At 72.2% G+C, this 14,392-nt stretch carries 12 protein-coding genes; 8 read left to right on the top strand and 4 right to left on the bottom strand.

The features are described from left to right. The first annotated feature begins 41 nt into the window (after positions 1-41). Positions 42-608 (top strand): YciI family protein, encoded by a 567-nt coding sequence (locus ACIBQ8_RS43565; protein WP_397174330.1) that lies wholly within the window; start codon positions 42-44, stop codon positions 606-608. A gap of 133 nt (positions 609-741) precedes the next feature. On the opposite strand, the gene dgoD is transcribed toward ACIBQ8_RS43565, so the two are convergent. From dgoD to ACIBQ8_RS43545, 4 genes are all read right to left on the bottom strand, one after another. Beyond that, positions 742-1,884, bottom strand: coding sequence for a galactonate dehydratase (gene dgoD, locus ACIBQ8_RS43560; protein ID WP_397195068.1), 1,143 nt, complete (start codon positions 1,882-1,884; stop codon positions 742-744). After that, entirely contained in the window at positions 1,881-2,960 is a 1,080-nt protein-coding gene (locus ACIBQ8_RS43555) for a Gfo/Idh/MocA family protein (protein ID WP_397174333.1), read from the bottom strand. Before ACIBQ8_RS43555 ends, dgoD begins: the two co-directional genes overlap by 4 nt. 18 nt (positions 2,961-2,978) lie before the next feature. Then, positions 2,979-4,103, bottom strand: a complete 1,125-nt coding sequence (locus ACIBQ8_RS43550; protein WP_397195067.1) for a LacI family DNA-binding transcriptional regulator — start codon at positions 4,101-4,103, stop codon at positions 2,979-2,981. A 161-nt stretch (positions 4,104-4,264) separates the two neighbouring features. After that, the gene (locus ACIBQ8_RS43545; protein ID WP_397195066.1) at positions 4,265-4,894 is read right to left on the bottom strand and encodes a hypothetical protein; all 630 of its coding nucleotides are present in this window, start codon (positions 4,892-4,894) and stop codon (positions 4,265-4,267) included. A 304-nt stretch (positions 4,895-5,198) separates the two neighbouring features. Between ACIBQ8_RS43545 and ACIBQ8_RS43540 the strand changes: the two genes are divergently transcribed. The 7 genes from ACIBQ8_RS43540 (at position 5,199) to ACIBQ8_RS43510 (ending at position 14,335) form a co-directional block, all read left to right on the top strand. Next, entirely contained in the window at positions 5,199-5,795 is a 597-nt protein-coding gene (locus ACIBQ8_RS43540) for a hypothetical protein (protein WP_397195065.1), read from the top strand. Between the two features lie 15 nt (positions 5,796-5,810). Further along, a complete protein-coding gene (locus ACIBQ8_RS43535; protein ID WP_397195064.1) occupies positions 5,811-7,061 on the top strand; it encodes an enolase C-terminal domain-like protein in 1,251 nt (416 codons plus the stop codon). Positions 7,062-7,175: 114 nt separating this feature from the next. Further along, on the top strand, positions 7,176-8,534 hold the full coding sequence (locus tag ACIBQ8_RS43530) for an extracellular solute-binding protein (protein ID WP_397174338.1): 1,359 nt from the start codon (positions 7,176-7,178) through the stop codon (positions 8,532-8,534). Further along, the gene (locus ACIBQ8_RS43525) at positions 8,531-9,463 is read left to right on the top strand and encodes a sugar ABC transporter permease (protein WP_358299386.1); all 933 of its coding nucleotides are present in this window, start codon (positions 8,531-8,533) and stop codon (positions 9,461-9,463) included. Before ACIBQ8_RS43530 ends, ACIBQ8_RS43525 begins: the two co-directional genes overlap by 4 nt. Beyond that, a complete protein-coding gene (locus tag ACIBQ8_RS43520; RefSeq protein WP_364338760.1) occupies positions 9,460-10,314 on the top strand; it encodes a carbohydrate ABC transporter permease in 855 nt (284 codons plus the stop codon). Before ACIBQ8_RS43525 ends, ACIBQ8_RS43520 begins: the two co-directional genes overlap by 4 nt. Continuing rightward, complete coding sequence (locus ACIBQ8_RS43515; protein WP_397195063.1) at positions 10,314-11,159, top strand: NAD-dependent epimerase/dehydratase family protein; 846 nt, start codon at positions 10,314-10,316, stop codon at positions 11,157-11,159. Before ACIBQ8_RS43520 ends, ACIBQ8_RS43515 begins: the two co-directional genes overlap by 1 nt. A 23-nt stretch (positions 11,160-11,182) precedes the next feature. Next, a complete protein-coding gene (locus tag ACIBQ8_RS43510; protein WP_397195062.1) occupies positions 11,183-14,335 on the top strand; it encodes a sugar-binding protein in 3,153 nt (1,050 codons plus the stop codon). Positions 14,336-14,392 lie beyond the last annotated feature (57 nt).

The raw sequence follows: 14,392 nt of genomic DNA, 5'->3' as shown, positions 1-14,392 counted from the left end.
GCCGCCGGGCCGCGCGACGGTGGTGACCGGGAGGAGATCACGTGGTAGGTACTTCCGGCATGGAGTTCTTCTGCCACCACCGTGACCGTCCCGGATCGGGCCCCCTGCGCAAGGAGCTGGGGGAAGCGCACTGGTCCTACATGGACCGGTACGAAGCGGAGCTGATCGCCCGCGGCCCGACCCTCGACCGCGAGACCGGCGCGGCCACCGGCAGCGTGCACATCGTCGACCTGCCCGGCCCCGCCGCCGCGCGGGCGTTCGCCTTCGACGAGCCCAACTACCAGGCCGGGGTCTACCGCGACGTGCTGCTGCGCCGCTGGCGCAACGTGCTGGGGCGCACCATGTGGGAGTTCCCCGGCGGCCGGGAGGGCGGCAACCGGTACCTGGTGCTGGGCCTCGGCTCAGGGCAGCCCGCCGACCTCGTCCCGCCGGCCGACGGCGACGAGCTGATCGCGTACGGGCCGCTGCTGTCCGACGACGGCGCCACCTGGGTCGGCACCGCGCTGCTGGTCCGGGCGCCGGACGCGGACGCGGCCCGCGCCGTCCTCACCGCCGACCGCTACGCCGGGATCGAGGTGCACGACTGGCAGTTCGGCGGCCGTCGGTGACGGCCTGCGGCCACGCGACGGTCAGGGCGGGCAGGGCGAGGCCGGGGAACCCCAGCTGGCGCCCATGACGATGATCGGCGTGACGATTGCCCTCGGGCGCGGCCGTACGATCGGCCGCGCGCTCCATGGACGGCTACCACTCGGCGAACGAGCCGTCCCGGTGCCGCCAGACCGGGTTGCGCCAGGCGTGCGACGACGCCTGGCGCACCGCCTTCTCGTCGACCTCGATGCCCAGGCCGGAGGCCGTCGGGCGGTCGAGGTGGCCGTCGGTGAAGGTGAAGACCGAACGGTCCACCAGGTAGTCGAGGAGTTCGCTGCCGTCGTGGTAGCCGATGCCCAGCGACTGCTCCTGGATGAGGAAGTTCGGGGTCGCGAAGTCGATCTGCAGGCAGGCGGCCAGAGCGATCGGGCCGAGGGGGCAGTGGGGAGCGAGGGTGACGTCCCAGGTCTCCGCCATCGCGGCGATCCGCCGGACCTCGGAGATGCCCCCGGCGTGCGACAGGTCCGGCTGGATCACCGCCACGCCCGTCGGGAGCACGTCGCGGAAGTCCCAGCGGGAGAACAGGCGCTCGCCGGTCGCGATGGGAATTGATGTGGACTCCACCACTCGTCGCAGGTCGCGGGAGAACTCAGGGAGCACCGGCTCTTCGGCGAACAAGGGGGACAGCGGCTCAAGCAGCGGCAGCACCTTGCGCGCGGCCGCCGACGTGAAGCGGCCGTGCAGGTCGACGGCCAGGTCGACGCCGTCGCCCACCGCGTCGCGCACCGCCGCGAAGCGGGCCACGATCCGGCTGGTGAGGGCCGGTGACGGGATCGGCGGCAGCCGGCCCTCCCAGGCGGCGAACTTCAGCGTGTCGAAGCCCGCCTCCACCCGGGCCACGGCGTTCTCGGCCAGTTCCGCGTCCGTGTCGCCGTGCGCCCACGTGTAGACCTTGGCCTGATCGCGCACCGGGCCGCCGAGCAGGTCGTGGACCGGCACGCCGAGAGCCTTGCCCTTGATGTCCCACAACGCCTGGTCGATCCCGGCGACCGCGCTGGACAGTATCGGGCCGCCCCGGTAGAAGCCGCCCTTCGACATCACCTGCCAGTGGTCCTCGATGCGGCCGGGGTCGGCGCCTGCCAGCGCCTCCATCAGCGTGTTCACGCAGGCGGCGACCGTCTCGGCGCGGCCCTCGACGATGGGCTCGCCCCAGCCGCTGACGCCCTCGTCGGTGTCGACGCGCAGGAACATCCAGCGCGGGGTGACGACGAAGAGCTCGAAGCCGATGATCTTCACCGGAACACCTCGGGGTTGTCGCCGTGCAGGTTCCGGTGGAACGGGTCGCCCGGACCGATCTCGCCGGAACGCACCGGCTGCCCGGTGAGCGCCGACTTGTACATCGCAGTGATCAGCTCCAGCGCCCTGCGGCCGTCCTGGCCGCTGCCGCGTGGCCGCCGTCCGGCCCGCAGGTCGGCGATCAGGCCCCGGAGCTGGGCCAGGTGGGAGCTGGGCACGTCGTCGGGCGGCGGCCAGTCGAGACCGGCCACGCCGGGGGCGGGGGTGATCGTCCAGTTCTCGTTGGCGTAGCCGTACAGGTGGGTGAGCTCCAGGGTGGCGGCGGCGAGGTCGACGCGCAGGTGGCTGACCTGGCGCGGCGCCAGCGACGTGCTGACGACCGTGGCCAGCGCGCCGGAGTCGAAGCGGACCAGCGCCGTCGTCACGTCGTCGGTCCGCACGTCGCGGGCGAGCCTGGCGGCCATGCCGCGCACCTCGCTCCAGTCGCCGAGCAGTTCGAGCATGAGGTCGATCTGGTGGATGCCGAGGCCCATGGCGGGGCCGCCGCCCTCGGTCTCCCACCGGCCGCGCCACGGGACCGCGTAGTAGCCGGGGTCGCGGAACCAGGTGGTCTGGCAGTGCGCGACGTACGGCCGGCCGAGTGCGCCGCCGGAGATCAGCGCGCGGGCGTGCTGCGCGGCCGAGCCGAAACGCTGCTGGTAGATGACCGCGGCGTACGGGCCGCCGGCCCGCTCGGCCGCGGTGATCTCGTCGTACTCCGCCAGCGACAGGCACGGCGGCTTCTCGCACCACGCCCACGCGCCCGCGCGCAGCGCGGCGACCACCTGGTCGCGGTGGAGCGCGGGCGGGCTGGCGATGTCGACGAGGTCGGGGCGCAGGTCCCGCAGCGTCGCGGTGAGGTCGTCCGAGGCGTACGGCACGGCCCACCGGTCGGCGAACGACCTGGCCGCCTCGACGGTGGCGTCGACGACCGCGACAACCTCGATATCGGCCGACATTTCGCGAAAAGCCGGCATGTGGGTGGAGTCGGCGATCTGACCGCCGCCCACCAGGACGACGCGAAGAGGGGAAGGCATGGGGGGACCTCGGGAGGTTCAGGCGGTTTGGGCGGAGACCACGCGCAGATAGGCGGAAGCCGACTCGCGGGTGCGGATCTCGATCGGCAGCACCACGTGCTCGACCTCCGACGCCGCCTCGGGATGGTCGATGCGCTCGGCCAGCAGCCGCATCGCCCGCTCGCCCATCTCCCGCGACGGCAGGCGGGCGGCGGCGACCGTCAGCGGCAGCAGGTCGAACGGCCCCGCGTCGTCCATGCCGGCCAGTTCGACCTGGCCGGGCACCTCGACGCCCATCGCGGTGAGGTCGGAGGCCGCGTGCGCCAGCACGAACCCGTTGGCGCACAGCAGCACCGTCGGCGGCTCGCGCCGGTCGAGCAGCCCGGCCAGCATCTCCCGCCGCCGGTCCTCCGGCAGCCGCAGATAGGTCTTGAGCGCGGTCAGCTCCGGCGAGACCGGCAGCCCGTGCTCGCGCAGCGACTGCACGTGCCCGGTGAGGCGCTCCTGCACGGAGGTGCACTCGGTGGCGTCCCAGAGCGCGGTGATGCGCCGGTGCCCCTGCCCGATGAGGTACTCGGTCAGCCGGTAGCCGATGGCGAAGTTGTCGAAGAGCACCGCGTCGGTCGGGGACTCGGGGTGGTAGCGGTCGACCATGACCAGCGGGACACGCCGCCGTCTCAGCTCGGCCAGGGCGGGGGAGTCGTGGTGGGCGTCGACCGAGTACAGCGCGACGCCGCTGGCCTGGGTGTCGAGCGCCTGACGCAGCGCCTTCTCCTGGGCGGCCGGCGAGCCCTTGGTGTTGGACAGGAACATCCGGTAGCCGAGTTCGGCGCAGACCGACTCGATGCCGTCGATCACGTCGGAGTTGTGCGGCCCGTGCCCGTGCATGATGTAGGCGATGGAGCGCTCCCGCGTCGACTCGGCCGGGACGGGCCGGTCGGCCACGAACGTGCCGCGTCCGCGCCGGCGTACCAGGTAGCCCTCGGTGACCAGCTCGTTGAGCGCGCGCACCGCAGTGGTGGTGCTCACTCCGAACCGTTCGCAGACCTCGCGCTGGCTGATGAACGGCTCGTCCTGCACGTACTCACCGCGCGAGATCGCCGCGACCAGATCCCGCTTGACCTGCTGGTAGAGCGGCTCCTGGCTGTCGGACGATTCGTTCATCCTGCCCCCATCCGTCCCATTCGTGATCGTTGACACGTTAACACGCTAAGACTAACGTCGGGCCGCATTCGGCGAAAGGACACCCAGCGGTGACACCCGAGGAGTTCCTGAAGGTTCAGGACGAGCGCTACGACCCCGAACACCGGCTGCCGTGGCAGCTGTCACGCAGCAACGGATACCACACGACGATCCCGGCCGGCACCCGCGTGCACGACACCCGCGCCTCCACCGACTACGCGATCGCGTTGTTGCAGGCAGGCCGCCTCGACCGGGCCAAGGACGTGCTCGGCGCGATCGTCGGCCTGCAGGAGCGCGACCCGCTCGACGACCACTACGGCATCTGGGGCTACTTCATGGAGGAGCCGCCCCAGGCCATGGCGCCCGCCGACTGGAACTGGGCCGACTTCATCGGCGTACGGCTGGCCCAGGTGCTGGCCGCGCACGGGGACGTCCTCGACGGCCGGATCGCCGAGGCGCTGCGCCACGCGGCCCTGTCCATCTTCCGGCGCAACGTCGGCCCGCGCTACACCAACATCGCCCTGCTCGGCTCCGTCACCTGCGCGAGCGCCGGCGAGCTGCTCGGCACGCCCGAGTTCCTCGCCTACGGCAGGCGCAAGCTCGCCGCGATGCTGGAACGCGACGCCTTCGCCGAGTACAACTCGCCCGCCTACAGCCCATTCCTGCTGGAGATCTGCGAACGCGCCCACGTGGTGGTCCGCGACCAGGGGTTCCTGGAGCAGATCGAGGTCATGCGGGAACGCGTCTGGGCGGCGCTCGCCGAGCGCTTCCATCCGGGCACCGGGCAGCTCGCCGGGCCGCACGCCCGCGCGTACACCGACTGGCTCAGCGAGGAGTTGACGTGTTATCTCGCCGCACAGACGGGAGCGCCGATCGAGCCGCGCCCCGGCGTCGGGATCCGTGACGACACCCCGCGCTTGGTGCCCACGCTGCCCTGCCCGCCGCGTCTGGCCGGGCGCTTCGCCCGGCTGCCCGAGCCCGAGGTGCAGGTCAGGACCGTCTTCGACGGCCAGACCACCGGCACCACCTGGCTCAGCGAGGACGCCACGCTGGGCACGGTCAACGAGGAGTTCGCCGGTGCAGCGCAGGCCGCTGCTCGGCTACTGGCGCACGCCCGAGGACCCGGCCGTGGTGCTGCGCGCCCGGATCATGCACAACGGCCACGACCTGACCGCCGCGTGGTGCCGTCAGGCGCAGGACGGGCCCAGGGCGCTGGCCGGATGGTGGCTCACCTACGACTCCGGCGACTTCCATCCGAACCTGGACAAGCCAGAAGGCAGCGTCTTCGACGTGGGCGACCTGCGGCTGCGCGTCACGCTGCGCGGCCGGGGCGTGCGGGGCCGCGAGCTGGGCGACGGCGTCTTCGAGCTCGCCGCCGGAAGGCGCCGGGCGGTCGTGCACACGGGCGCGGCCGCCTTCCTCGGCGAGCCCGCCACCTGGGCCCTGACGACCGGCGAGGACGAGGTCGCCGTCGAGGCGGTGCTCTACAGCGGGCCGCGCCGGCCGGTCGACTTCCACCACGCGGTCCTGCGCGCCGGGTTCGCCGTGGAACTGCTCGCGGAAGGCGCGGAACCCGCCGCGCAGGCGCTGCTCAGCGCCGTGGGGGAGGAGGAGGTCCGCTGGTCGTGGGGCGGCCTGGAGGTCGCCGTGCCCGCCCGTCCCACCCGCTTCTGAAAGGCGCGTCCCCGCATGCAGGAAACCCAGGCCCCCTGGACGTCCAGGGACGGGCTGACGATCACGCGCGTGCGTGCCGTCGTCACGGCGCCCGAGGGCATCCCGCTGGTCGTGGTCAGGATCGACACCTCCGACGACGGCCTGCACGGCCTCGGCTGCGCCACCTTCACCCAGCGCTTCCACGCCGTCGCCGCGACCGTGGACGAGCACGTGGGCCCGATGCTGATCGGCCGCCATCCGGCCGACATCGAGGACATCACCCGCATGATCCACCTGTCGTCCTACTGGCGCGGCGGACCGGTGCTGAACAACGCGCTGTCCGGCGTCGACATGGCGCTGTGGGACATCGCGGGCAAGCGCGCCGGCATGCCCGTGTACGAGCTGCTCGGCGGCCGGGTGCGCGCGGCGGCGCCCGTCTACCTGCACGCCGAGGGCGCCACCGTCGAGGGCACGCTGGAGCACGCCCAGCGGCTCATGGCCGCCGGATATCGCCACGTCAGGCTGCAGACCGGGCAACCGGGGCTGGGCGGCTACGGCGCGCCCGGCAGGGCGAACGCCTACCCGGACGCGCCGCATCCCGACGGCTGGGACGTCAGGCACTACCTGCGCACCACCCCCGCCCTGTTCGACCGGGCCCGCGAGGTCCTGGGCGAGGACGTCGAGCTGCTGCACGACGTGCACAGCCGGCTCACCCCGAAGGAGGCGATCCTGCTGGCCAGGTCGCTGGAGCCGTACCGGCTGTTCTTCCTGGAGGACGTGGTCGCGCCCGAGCACTACGACCGGCTGCCCGAGGTGCGGGCGGCCTCGCCCGCGCCCATCGCGGTCGGCGAGCTGCTCGTCTCGGTGCCCGACGCGGCCAGGCTCATCCTGGGCGGCGGCGTCGACCTGCTGCGCTGCCACGTCTCGGCCATCGGCGGGCTGACCCCGGCGCGCAAGCTGGCCGCGCTCTGCGAGCTGACCGGGGTGCGCACGGCCTGGCACTCCCCGGGCGACGTCTCGCCCGTCGGCGTGGCGGCGAACCTGGCGCTCGACGTCACCACGCCCGCGTTCGGCATCCAGGAGGGGCACGTCTACCCCGACAGCGTGTGCGAGGTGTTCCCCGGCACGCTCAATCCCGTCCGAGGTCACCTGCGTCCCGCCGACCTGCCCGGCTGGGGCATCGAGCTGGACGAGAAGCTGGCCGCCGCGTACCCGCCGGTCACGCACCTGCACGAGCGGTGGGCCGCGCGGGTCCGCCGCCCCGACGGCGGCATAGAGGCACCCTAGTTGACGCGTTAACTCGTTGCATTTCGCGCGCGTTACCATCCCGTGCTTTACACGTTAACGCGTCATATATAGCGTTCGACTCGACTCGCCCCCCGGCATGAACTTGGAGTCCCGATGAACACGTACATGGCTAGAGGAGCCGCGGGTCTGCTGCTCCTGGCCGCGGTCGCGGCGTGCGGCGGCGGGCAGGACGGCACGTCCGGCGGCAAGACCGAGATCACCGTCTCCGGCATGCCGCCCAGCACCCAGCCGGAGAGCCAGAAGAACTTCCTGGCCCAGGTCGCCGAGTTCGAGAAGGCCAACCCGACCATCAAGGTCAAGCCGACCGAGACGCAGTACGACGTCAAGACGTTCGCGGCGCGCCTGGCCGCGGGCCGGCTGGAGACGGTCTTCCGCGTCCCGCTGACCGACCCGCAGGCCATGATCAGGCGCGGCCAGGTCGCCGACCTCACCGCGGACCTGAAGCTGCTCGCCAAGTCCGACTTCGACAAGCGCATCCTGGCCCCGAGCAGCACCCCGGACGGCAAGATCTACGGCCTGCCCACCGAGGCGTACGCCGCCGGCCTCGTCTACAACCGTGAACTGTTCACCAAGGCCGGGCTCGATCCCGACAAGCCCCCGGCCACCTGGGACGAGGTGCGGGCCGCCGCCAAGACGATCAGCGACAGGACCGGGGTGCCCGGCTTCGGCATGCACGCCACCGCCAACACCGGCGGCTGGATGCTCACGACCATGACCTACTCCTACGGCGGCCGGATGGAGAGGGAGGAGGGCGGCAAGGTCGTCCCCGCCTTCGACGACGCCCCCACCAGGCAGGCCCTCGCCCTCCTCAAGGCGATGCGCTGGGACGACCGCTCGATGGGCACCCAGCACCTGCGCGACCAGGACGACCTGCTGCGTGACTTCGCCGCCGGCAAGGTCGCGATGATGATGGGCGCGCCCAACCTCTACGGCAGTTACGTCGCCAAGTTCAACGGCAAGCCCGAGGTGTACGGCCAGACCACGCTGCCGTCCGGGTCGGGCAAGGGCACGCTGCTGGGCGGCACGGTCGCCGTCGTCAGCCCGAAGGCCACTCCCGAGCAGCGCCGGGCGGCGGTCAAGTGGATCGACGCCGTCTACCTGCGGCCCAAGTACGACCCGGCCCTGGCCACCGAGCGGGCCGAGAAGAAGAAGGCCGACGGTCTCGTGGCCGCCGTGCCGCAGCTGCCGTTCTTCGCCCCCGCGGTCTCCGACCCGGTGATGGCCGCGGAGAAGGCCGTCTCCAACGTCGACTGGGAGCACTTCGCCACCTACAACGAGGGCGTGAAGGCGCAGGAGTTCATCTCCGAGCCGCCCGTCGCCGGCCAGGAGCTCTACGCCGCGCTCGACACGGTCGTCCAGGCGGTGCTGACCCGCCAGGACGCCGACCCGGCGGCAGAGATCACCAAGGCCGTCGAGAAGGTGAAGCCGATCCTGGACAGGTCGCAGCAGTGACGGCGCTGGCCGAGCAGGCGGACGCGGCGGTCACCACGCCGCGCCCGCCCCGGCGGCGCCGGGCCCGGCACCCCTACGCGGTGGCCTCGGTGTTGTTCCTCGCGCCGCTGGTGCTCGTGTTCGCGGTGTTCTCCTGGTGGCCGATCCTGCAGAGCGCCATGCTCGCCTTCCAGCGCACCAACCTGGTCGAGGCGGCGAGCTGGGTCGGCTGGCAGAACTTCGCCAACCTGTTCGCCGATCCGCTGCTCGGCAAGGCAGCGCTGAACACGCTCTGGTTCACCGTCCTCGCCCTGATCCTCGGCTTTCCCGTGCCGGTCTTCCTCGCGGTGGTCATGTCGGAGCTGCGCAAGGGCGGCGGCCTGTTCCGCGTGCTGGTCTACCTGCCGGTGGCGGTGCCGCCGGTCGTGGCGATCATGATGTGGAAGTTCTTCTACAACAGCGACTACGGCCTGCTCAACGGCCTTCTCGGACTCGTCGGCCTGGGCCCGTTCCCGTGGCTGCAGGACACGCAGTGGGCGATGCCCTCGCTGGTGCTGGAGGCCACCTGGGCGGGCGCGGGCGGCACCGTGCTGATCTACATCGCGGCGCTGACCAGCGTCCCCAGGGAGCTGTACGAGGCGGCCGAGAGCGACGGCGCGTCGATCCGGCGGCGCGTGTGGCACATCACGCTGCCCCAGTTGCGCGGCGTGCTGCTGCTCATGCTGCTGCTGCAGGTCATCGGCACCTTCCAGGTCTTCACCGAGCCGTTCGTCATGACCGACGGCGGCCCCGAGGACGCGACGGTGACCGTCCTGCTGCTCATCTACCGGTACGCCTTCGTCTACGGCGACTACGGCATGGCCGGCGCTCTGTCGGTGCTGCTGGCGGTCGTGCTCGGCCTGCTGTCGGCGGTGTACCTGCGCATGACGAAGGCTTGGAGCACGACATGAGCGGACTCATCTCCGATTCCGACCGCAAGAAGCGCGGCGTACGCGCGGTGCTCGGCTCGACCCAGTTCGCCGTCTTCCTCGGCGTGCTCGTCGCCGGGCTCGGCCCGATCCTGTGGACGGTCAAGGGGGCGATCTCCCCGACGCGGGAACTGCTCACCGACCCGCTGCGCCTCTACCCGGCCGCCCCCGACTGGTCGCTGCTCGCCGAGGCCTGGAGCAGGCTGCGCATCGGCCACTTCATGCTCAACACGGTCGTCCTGGCCGGAGGGTCGTGGCTGGCGCAGATCGTCGTGTCGGTCATGGGCGCGTACGCGCTGTCGGTGCTCCGGCCGCGCTACGGCAAGTACGTCTACGGCGCGATCCTGGCGACGCTGTTCCTGCCGGGCAGCGTGTCGCTCGTCGCGCTCTACCTGACGGTGCTCGACGTGGGCATCGCCGACACCACGTGGGCGGTGTGGCTGCCGCACGCCGCGCACGCCTTCACCGTCCTGCTGATGAAACGTTTCTTCGACGGGATCCCGCGCGAGCTGTTCGGCGCGGCCCAGGTCGACGGCGCCGGACCGTGGCGGATGTTCTGGTACATCGTGCTGCCCATGTCGAAGCCCATCCTGGCCGTGACGTCCCTGCTGACGATCATGGGCGCCTGGAAGGACTTCCTGTGGCCCATGGTGGCCATCTCCGACGGCGAGCTGCACCCGATCTCGGTGGCGCTGCCCAGGCTGGCGGAGTTCGCCGAGGAGAACATGGTCATCGCCGGCATGTTCATGGCGTTGATGCCGCCCGTGCTCGTCTTCATCGTCTTCCAGAAGTACATCGTGCGCGGCGTGGGGTTCACGGGGGTCAAGGGTTGATGCTCAGCAGAGTGCTCGTCACCGGCGCCGCCGGGCTGATCGGCCGGGCCGTCCTCGCGCGCTGCGCGGCCGAGGACGTGCCGGTGACCGCGCTGGTCCTGGAGGATCCGGGCGACCTCAAGGCCGACCGCGTCGTCGTGGGCGACGCGGGCGACCCCGAGGTCGTACGGCGGGCGCTGGACGGCGTCGACGCCGTGATCCATCTGGCGGCCATCCCCAGCCCCAACGACAACCCCCCGCAGGAGGTCTACCTCAACAACACCGGCGCCACGTTCGCGGTGCTCGACGAGGCGGGCCGGGCCGGGGTGCGCCGCGCGGTCATCGCCAGCAGCCTCAGCGTGCTCGGCATGCCGTTCTCCCCGCACCGCCTGGAACCGGCCTACCTGCCCGTCGACGAGGCGCACCCGCTGCTGGCCGCCGACCCGTACGCGCTGTCGAAGGAGGCCGACGAGTCCACCGCGCGCATGATCCACCGGCTGCACGGCATGACGGTGGTGGCGCTGCGCTTCCCGTTCGTCGGCGGCCCCGAGGACCGGCTGCCCGAGCGGGCCGCCGAGTTCGCCGCCGAGCCGGCCAGGGGAGTCGCCGACCTGTGGGCCTACCTGGACTCCCGGGACGCGGCCACCGCCTGCTGGCTCGGCGTCACCCGGCCGATCGACGGCTCCCACGTGCTGTTCGTGGCCGCCCCCGACACCATCGTCCCGCTGCCCACCGAGGAACTCGTCCATCACTTCCTGCCCCGCTCCCCGCTGCGCGCGGCCCTGCCCGGCCGGGCCGTGCCGATCGACGTGACCAAGGCCCGCCGAGTCCTCGGCTTCGAGGCGGAGCACCTGTACCGGTTCTGACGAACGGAGAGGATCCACCCCCCATGAGATCCCGCATCCATCTCTGGTTACGTAGCGTCATCACCTCCCTGCTGATCGTCCCGTTCCTGGCCGTGCCGTCCCACGCGGCCACCGACATCGACCAGGTCGTCGGCGACTTCGAGTACGGCACGCAGGGCTGGGCCCTGGGGCTCGGCCCGGAGTTCCCCGGCGCCAAGGGCGCCCTCACCAGCGACGCGGCCGACGCGAGGACCGGAGCGCGCTCGGCCCTGCTGACCGCCGACCTCACCGCCGGCGGCAAGTACGTCGAGGCCGGGTACGCCACGGCCGCCGACCTCAATGCGCTGTCGCTCTGGGCGCGCTCGCCCGCACTGCCCACGGTGACGCTCCGCCTGGTGGACAGCACCGGGCAGACCCACCAGCAGCGGCTGCCGCTGGCCGCGGGCGGCGGCTGGCAGCGGCTCACCGTCACCTCCTTCACCGCCGGGCAGTCCTACCAGCACTTCGGCGGGGCCGGCGACGGCGTCTGGCACGGGCCGGCCAAGCGGGTGGCGTTCCTCGTCGAGCGCACCGGGCAGCTCAGGCTCGACGGGGTCACGATCACCGCGCCCGCCCCCGACCTCGCCCTGGGGCAGCGGGCCGTGGGCAACGTGTTCGTGCAGCCCACCCAGCCCTCGTTCGACGTGACGAGCCGGGGCGACGCGCTGACCTGGACCGTACGCGACCTGTCCGGCGTCCAGGTGGCCGCGGGCGGCGGAACTCCCGGGACGCTGGCCGTACCGGTCGCCAGGCCGGGGCACTACCGGCTCAGCGTGACCGCGACCGCGGCCGGGACGGCGATCGCCACCAAGGAGACCGCGTTCGCCGTGCTCACGCCCTTCACCGCGACGGGCGACTCCCCGTTCGGCGTGGCCGGGCACTTCACCCGGGCAGACTGGGGCGCTCCCGGCGGCGACCTGCTGGAACTGGGCGCCAAGGCCGGGGTGCGCACCGTGCGCGACGACGCGTTCTGGGAGTCGATCGAGAAGACCGAGGGCGTCTACGAGTACGGGCGCTACGACCCGCTGCACGCCACGCTCGACGCCGAGGGCATGCGCTGGCTGCCGATCGCCGCCTACACCAACCCCCACCACGACGGGAACGCCACGCCGTACACCGACGCGGGCCGCGCCGCCTACGCCGCGTACGCCTCGGCGTTGATCGGCAGGTACGACCTGCCGTGGATCGAGGTCTACAACGAGTTCAACATCGGCTTCGGCGACCGCGGCAACGGCCCGGCCGACTCGCGCGCCGACTACTACTTCCCGCTGCTGAAGGCCACCTACGAAAAGGTCAAGGCCGACCACCCGCAGGTCACGGTCGTCGGCCCGGCCTCCGCCGGCGTGCCGCTCGCCTGGCTGGAGGAGCTGTTCAAGCTCGGCGCCCTGAAGTACCTCGATGCCGTCTCCATCCACCCCTACGTCTATCCGGGCACGCCCGAGTCGGCCGCCAAGAGCATCGACGACCTCGACGCGCTGGTCAGGAAGTACAACAACGGCCGGTCCAAGCCCATCTGGATCACCGAGCAGGGCTGGCCCACCCACACCGACGCGCGCGGCGTCACCGAGGCCGTCCAGGCCGCCTACGTGGTCCGCGCCCACGTGACGGCGCTGGCCAAGGGCGTGCAGCGGTTCTTCTGGTACGACTTCATGAACGACGGCACCGACCCGGCGCTCAACGAGGACAACTTCGGCCTGGTGCGCAACACCGCCGACGCCTCCGGCCGGTGGACGCCCAAACCCGGCTACGTCGCCTACGCCGCCATGACCAGGCAGCTCACCGGGGCCGCCCATGTCAGGCAGGAGGCCGAGGGCCGCCAGCTCTTCCGTAAGGACGGCCACGACCTGCGCGTCCTGTGGTCGGCCAAGCCCGCGACCGTCTCGCTGCGCACCGACGCCCCGCTCACCGTCACAGACCTGGCCGGCGCGAGCGAGGTGCTGCGCCCGCTCGCCGGCCGCGTCACGCTCTCGCTGTCTAGCGACCCGATCTACGTGCGCGGTGACGCCGTGCTGGAGGACGCCGCCCGCTACACGGTCACCGGCGGCGGCGCCGTGGTCGGCGAGGGGATCGAGCTGAAGCTGGCCGTGGACGCCACGCGCGGCCCCGCCGTACGCGGCAGCTTCGCCGTCGGCGACGTCGAGGTGCCGGTGTCGGTGCGCGGCGGGCGCAGGGCCGAGATCCCGGTGTCGCTGCCCGCAGTGACCCGCACCGGCCCGCTCGACCTGGTCGGCCGCCTGAAGATCCACGGGAGGCCGGTCGCCAGGCTCGGCTCGCGGGTCGAGGTGACGCAGCCGTTCGCGATCAGCGCCAGGCACGTGCTGCCGGACGACCTGGCGATCACCGTGCGCAACCTGTCGGCCAGGGAACTCGCCCCCGGCGACCTGGGCTGGACCTTCGGCGCTCGCACCGGCACGCTGCCGATCGCCGGGACCGTGCCCGCGGGCGGCTCGCGCACCGAGCGCCTTCCGCTGGCCGACCTGCCCGCCGGGCCGTACGAGCTGCGGCTGGACGCCGTCGCGGGCGTCGGCGTCACCGGCCGGGTGGCCCGCGTCGCCGACGGCGCGCTCAACCGGGCCGGCCGCGCCACGATCACCGTCGACGGCGTGCCCGACGACCTGACCGGCCGCCCGGCCGTCGACCTCGCCGACGGCACCGTCAAGATCCCCTCGTACGGCGGGCCGGACGACCTCAGCGGCACCCTCCACGTCACCTGGGACGCCGACCGCTTCTACCTCAGCGCCAGGATCCACGACGACGTCCACACCCAGACCAGCACCGGAGCCGACATCTGGCAGGGCGACTGCCTGCAGTTCGCCGTCGCCGCCGGACTGCCCGGCGAGACGCGCACCTGGTCCGAGCTCGGCCTCGCGCTGACCGCCCACGGCCCGCAGTTCCACCGCTGGCTCGGCGACGGACCGGAACCCGAGGCCAAGGTCGCCGTCACCCGGGACGAGACGGCCGAGGAGACCGTCTACGAGTTGTCGCTGCCCTGGGCGGCACTCGCCCCCCTCACCCCGCAGGACGGCCTGTTCAGCCTGTCCGTCGTCGCCAACGACAACGACGGGACCGGCCGCGAGGGCTGGATCGAATGGGGTTCCGGCATCGCCGGGACGAAGAACCCCGCCCTCTTCCGCCCCGCCCGCTTCATCGGGCAGTAGCCGAAACCCCCTTGCCCCGCACCTCACCCTGCCCGCCGGGACCCGCACCGGTCTTCG

This window comes from Nonomuraea sp. NPDC049646, from assembly GCF_044465525.1.
GTDB lineage: Bacteria > Actinomycetota > Actinomycetes > Streptosporangiales > Streptosporangiaceae > Nonomuraea.
Note: the sequence above shows the minus strand (reverse complement) of the source record. Positions and strands in the feature narration are given on the sequence as shown.

Bases quoted from the DNA above. Each gene is read 5' to 3' on its own strand.
- ACIBQ8_RS43520 (WP_364338760.1), top strand. From the start codon at position 9,460: ATGAGCGGACTCATCTCCGATTCCGACCGCAAGAAGCGCGGCGTACGC.
- ACIBQ8_RS43530 (WP_397174338.1), top strand. From the start codon at position 7,176: ATGAACACGTACATGGCTAGAGGAGCCGCGGGTCTGCTGCTCCTGGCC.
- ACIBQ8_RS43515 (WP_397195063.1), top strand. From the start codon at position 10,314: ATGCTCAGCAGAGTGCTCGTCACCGGCGCCGCCGGGCTGATCGGCCGG.
- ACIBQ8_RS43545 (WP_397195066.1), bottom strand. From the start codon at position 4,894: ATGGAAGCGCTCGGCGAGCGCCGCCCAGACGCGTTCCCGCATGACCTC.
- ACIBQ8_RS43535 (WP_397195064.1), top strand. From the start codon at position 5,811: ATGCAGGAAACCCAGGCCCCCTGGACGTCCAGGGACGGGCTGACGATC.
- ACIBQ8_RS43550 (WP_397195067.1), bottom strand. From the start codon at position 4,103: ATGAACGAATCGTCCGACAGCCAGGAGCCGCTCTACCAGCAGGTCAAG.
- ACIBQ8_RS43555 (WP_397174333.1), bottom strand. From the start codon at position 2,960: ATGCCTTCCCCTCTTCGCGTCGTCCTGGTGGGCGGCGGTCAGATCGCC.
- ACIBQ8_RS43510 (WP_397195062.1), top strand. From the start codon at position 11,183: ATGAGATCCCGCATCCATCTCTGGTTACGTAGCGTCATCACCTCCCTG.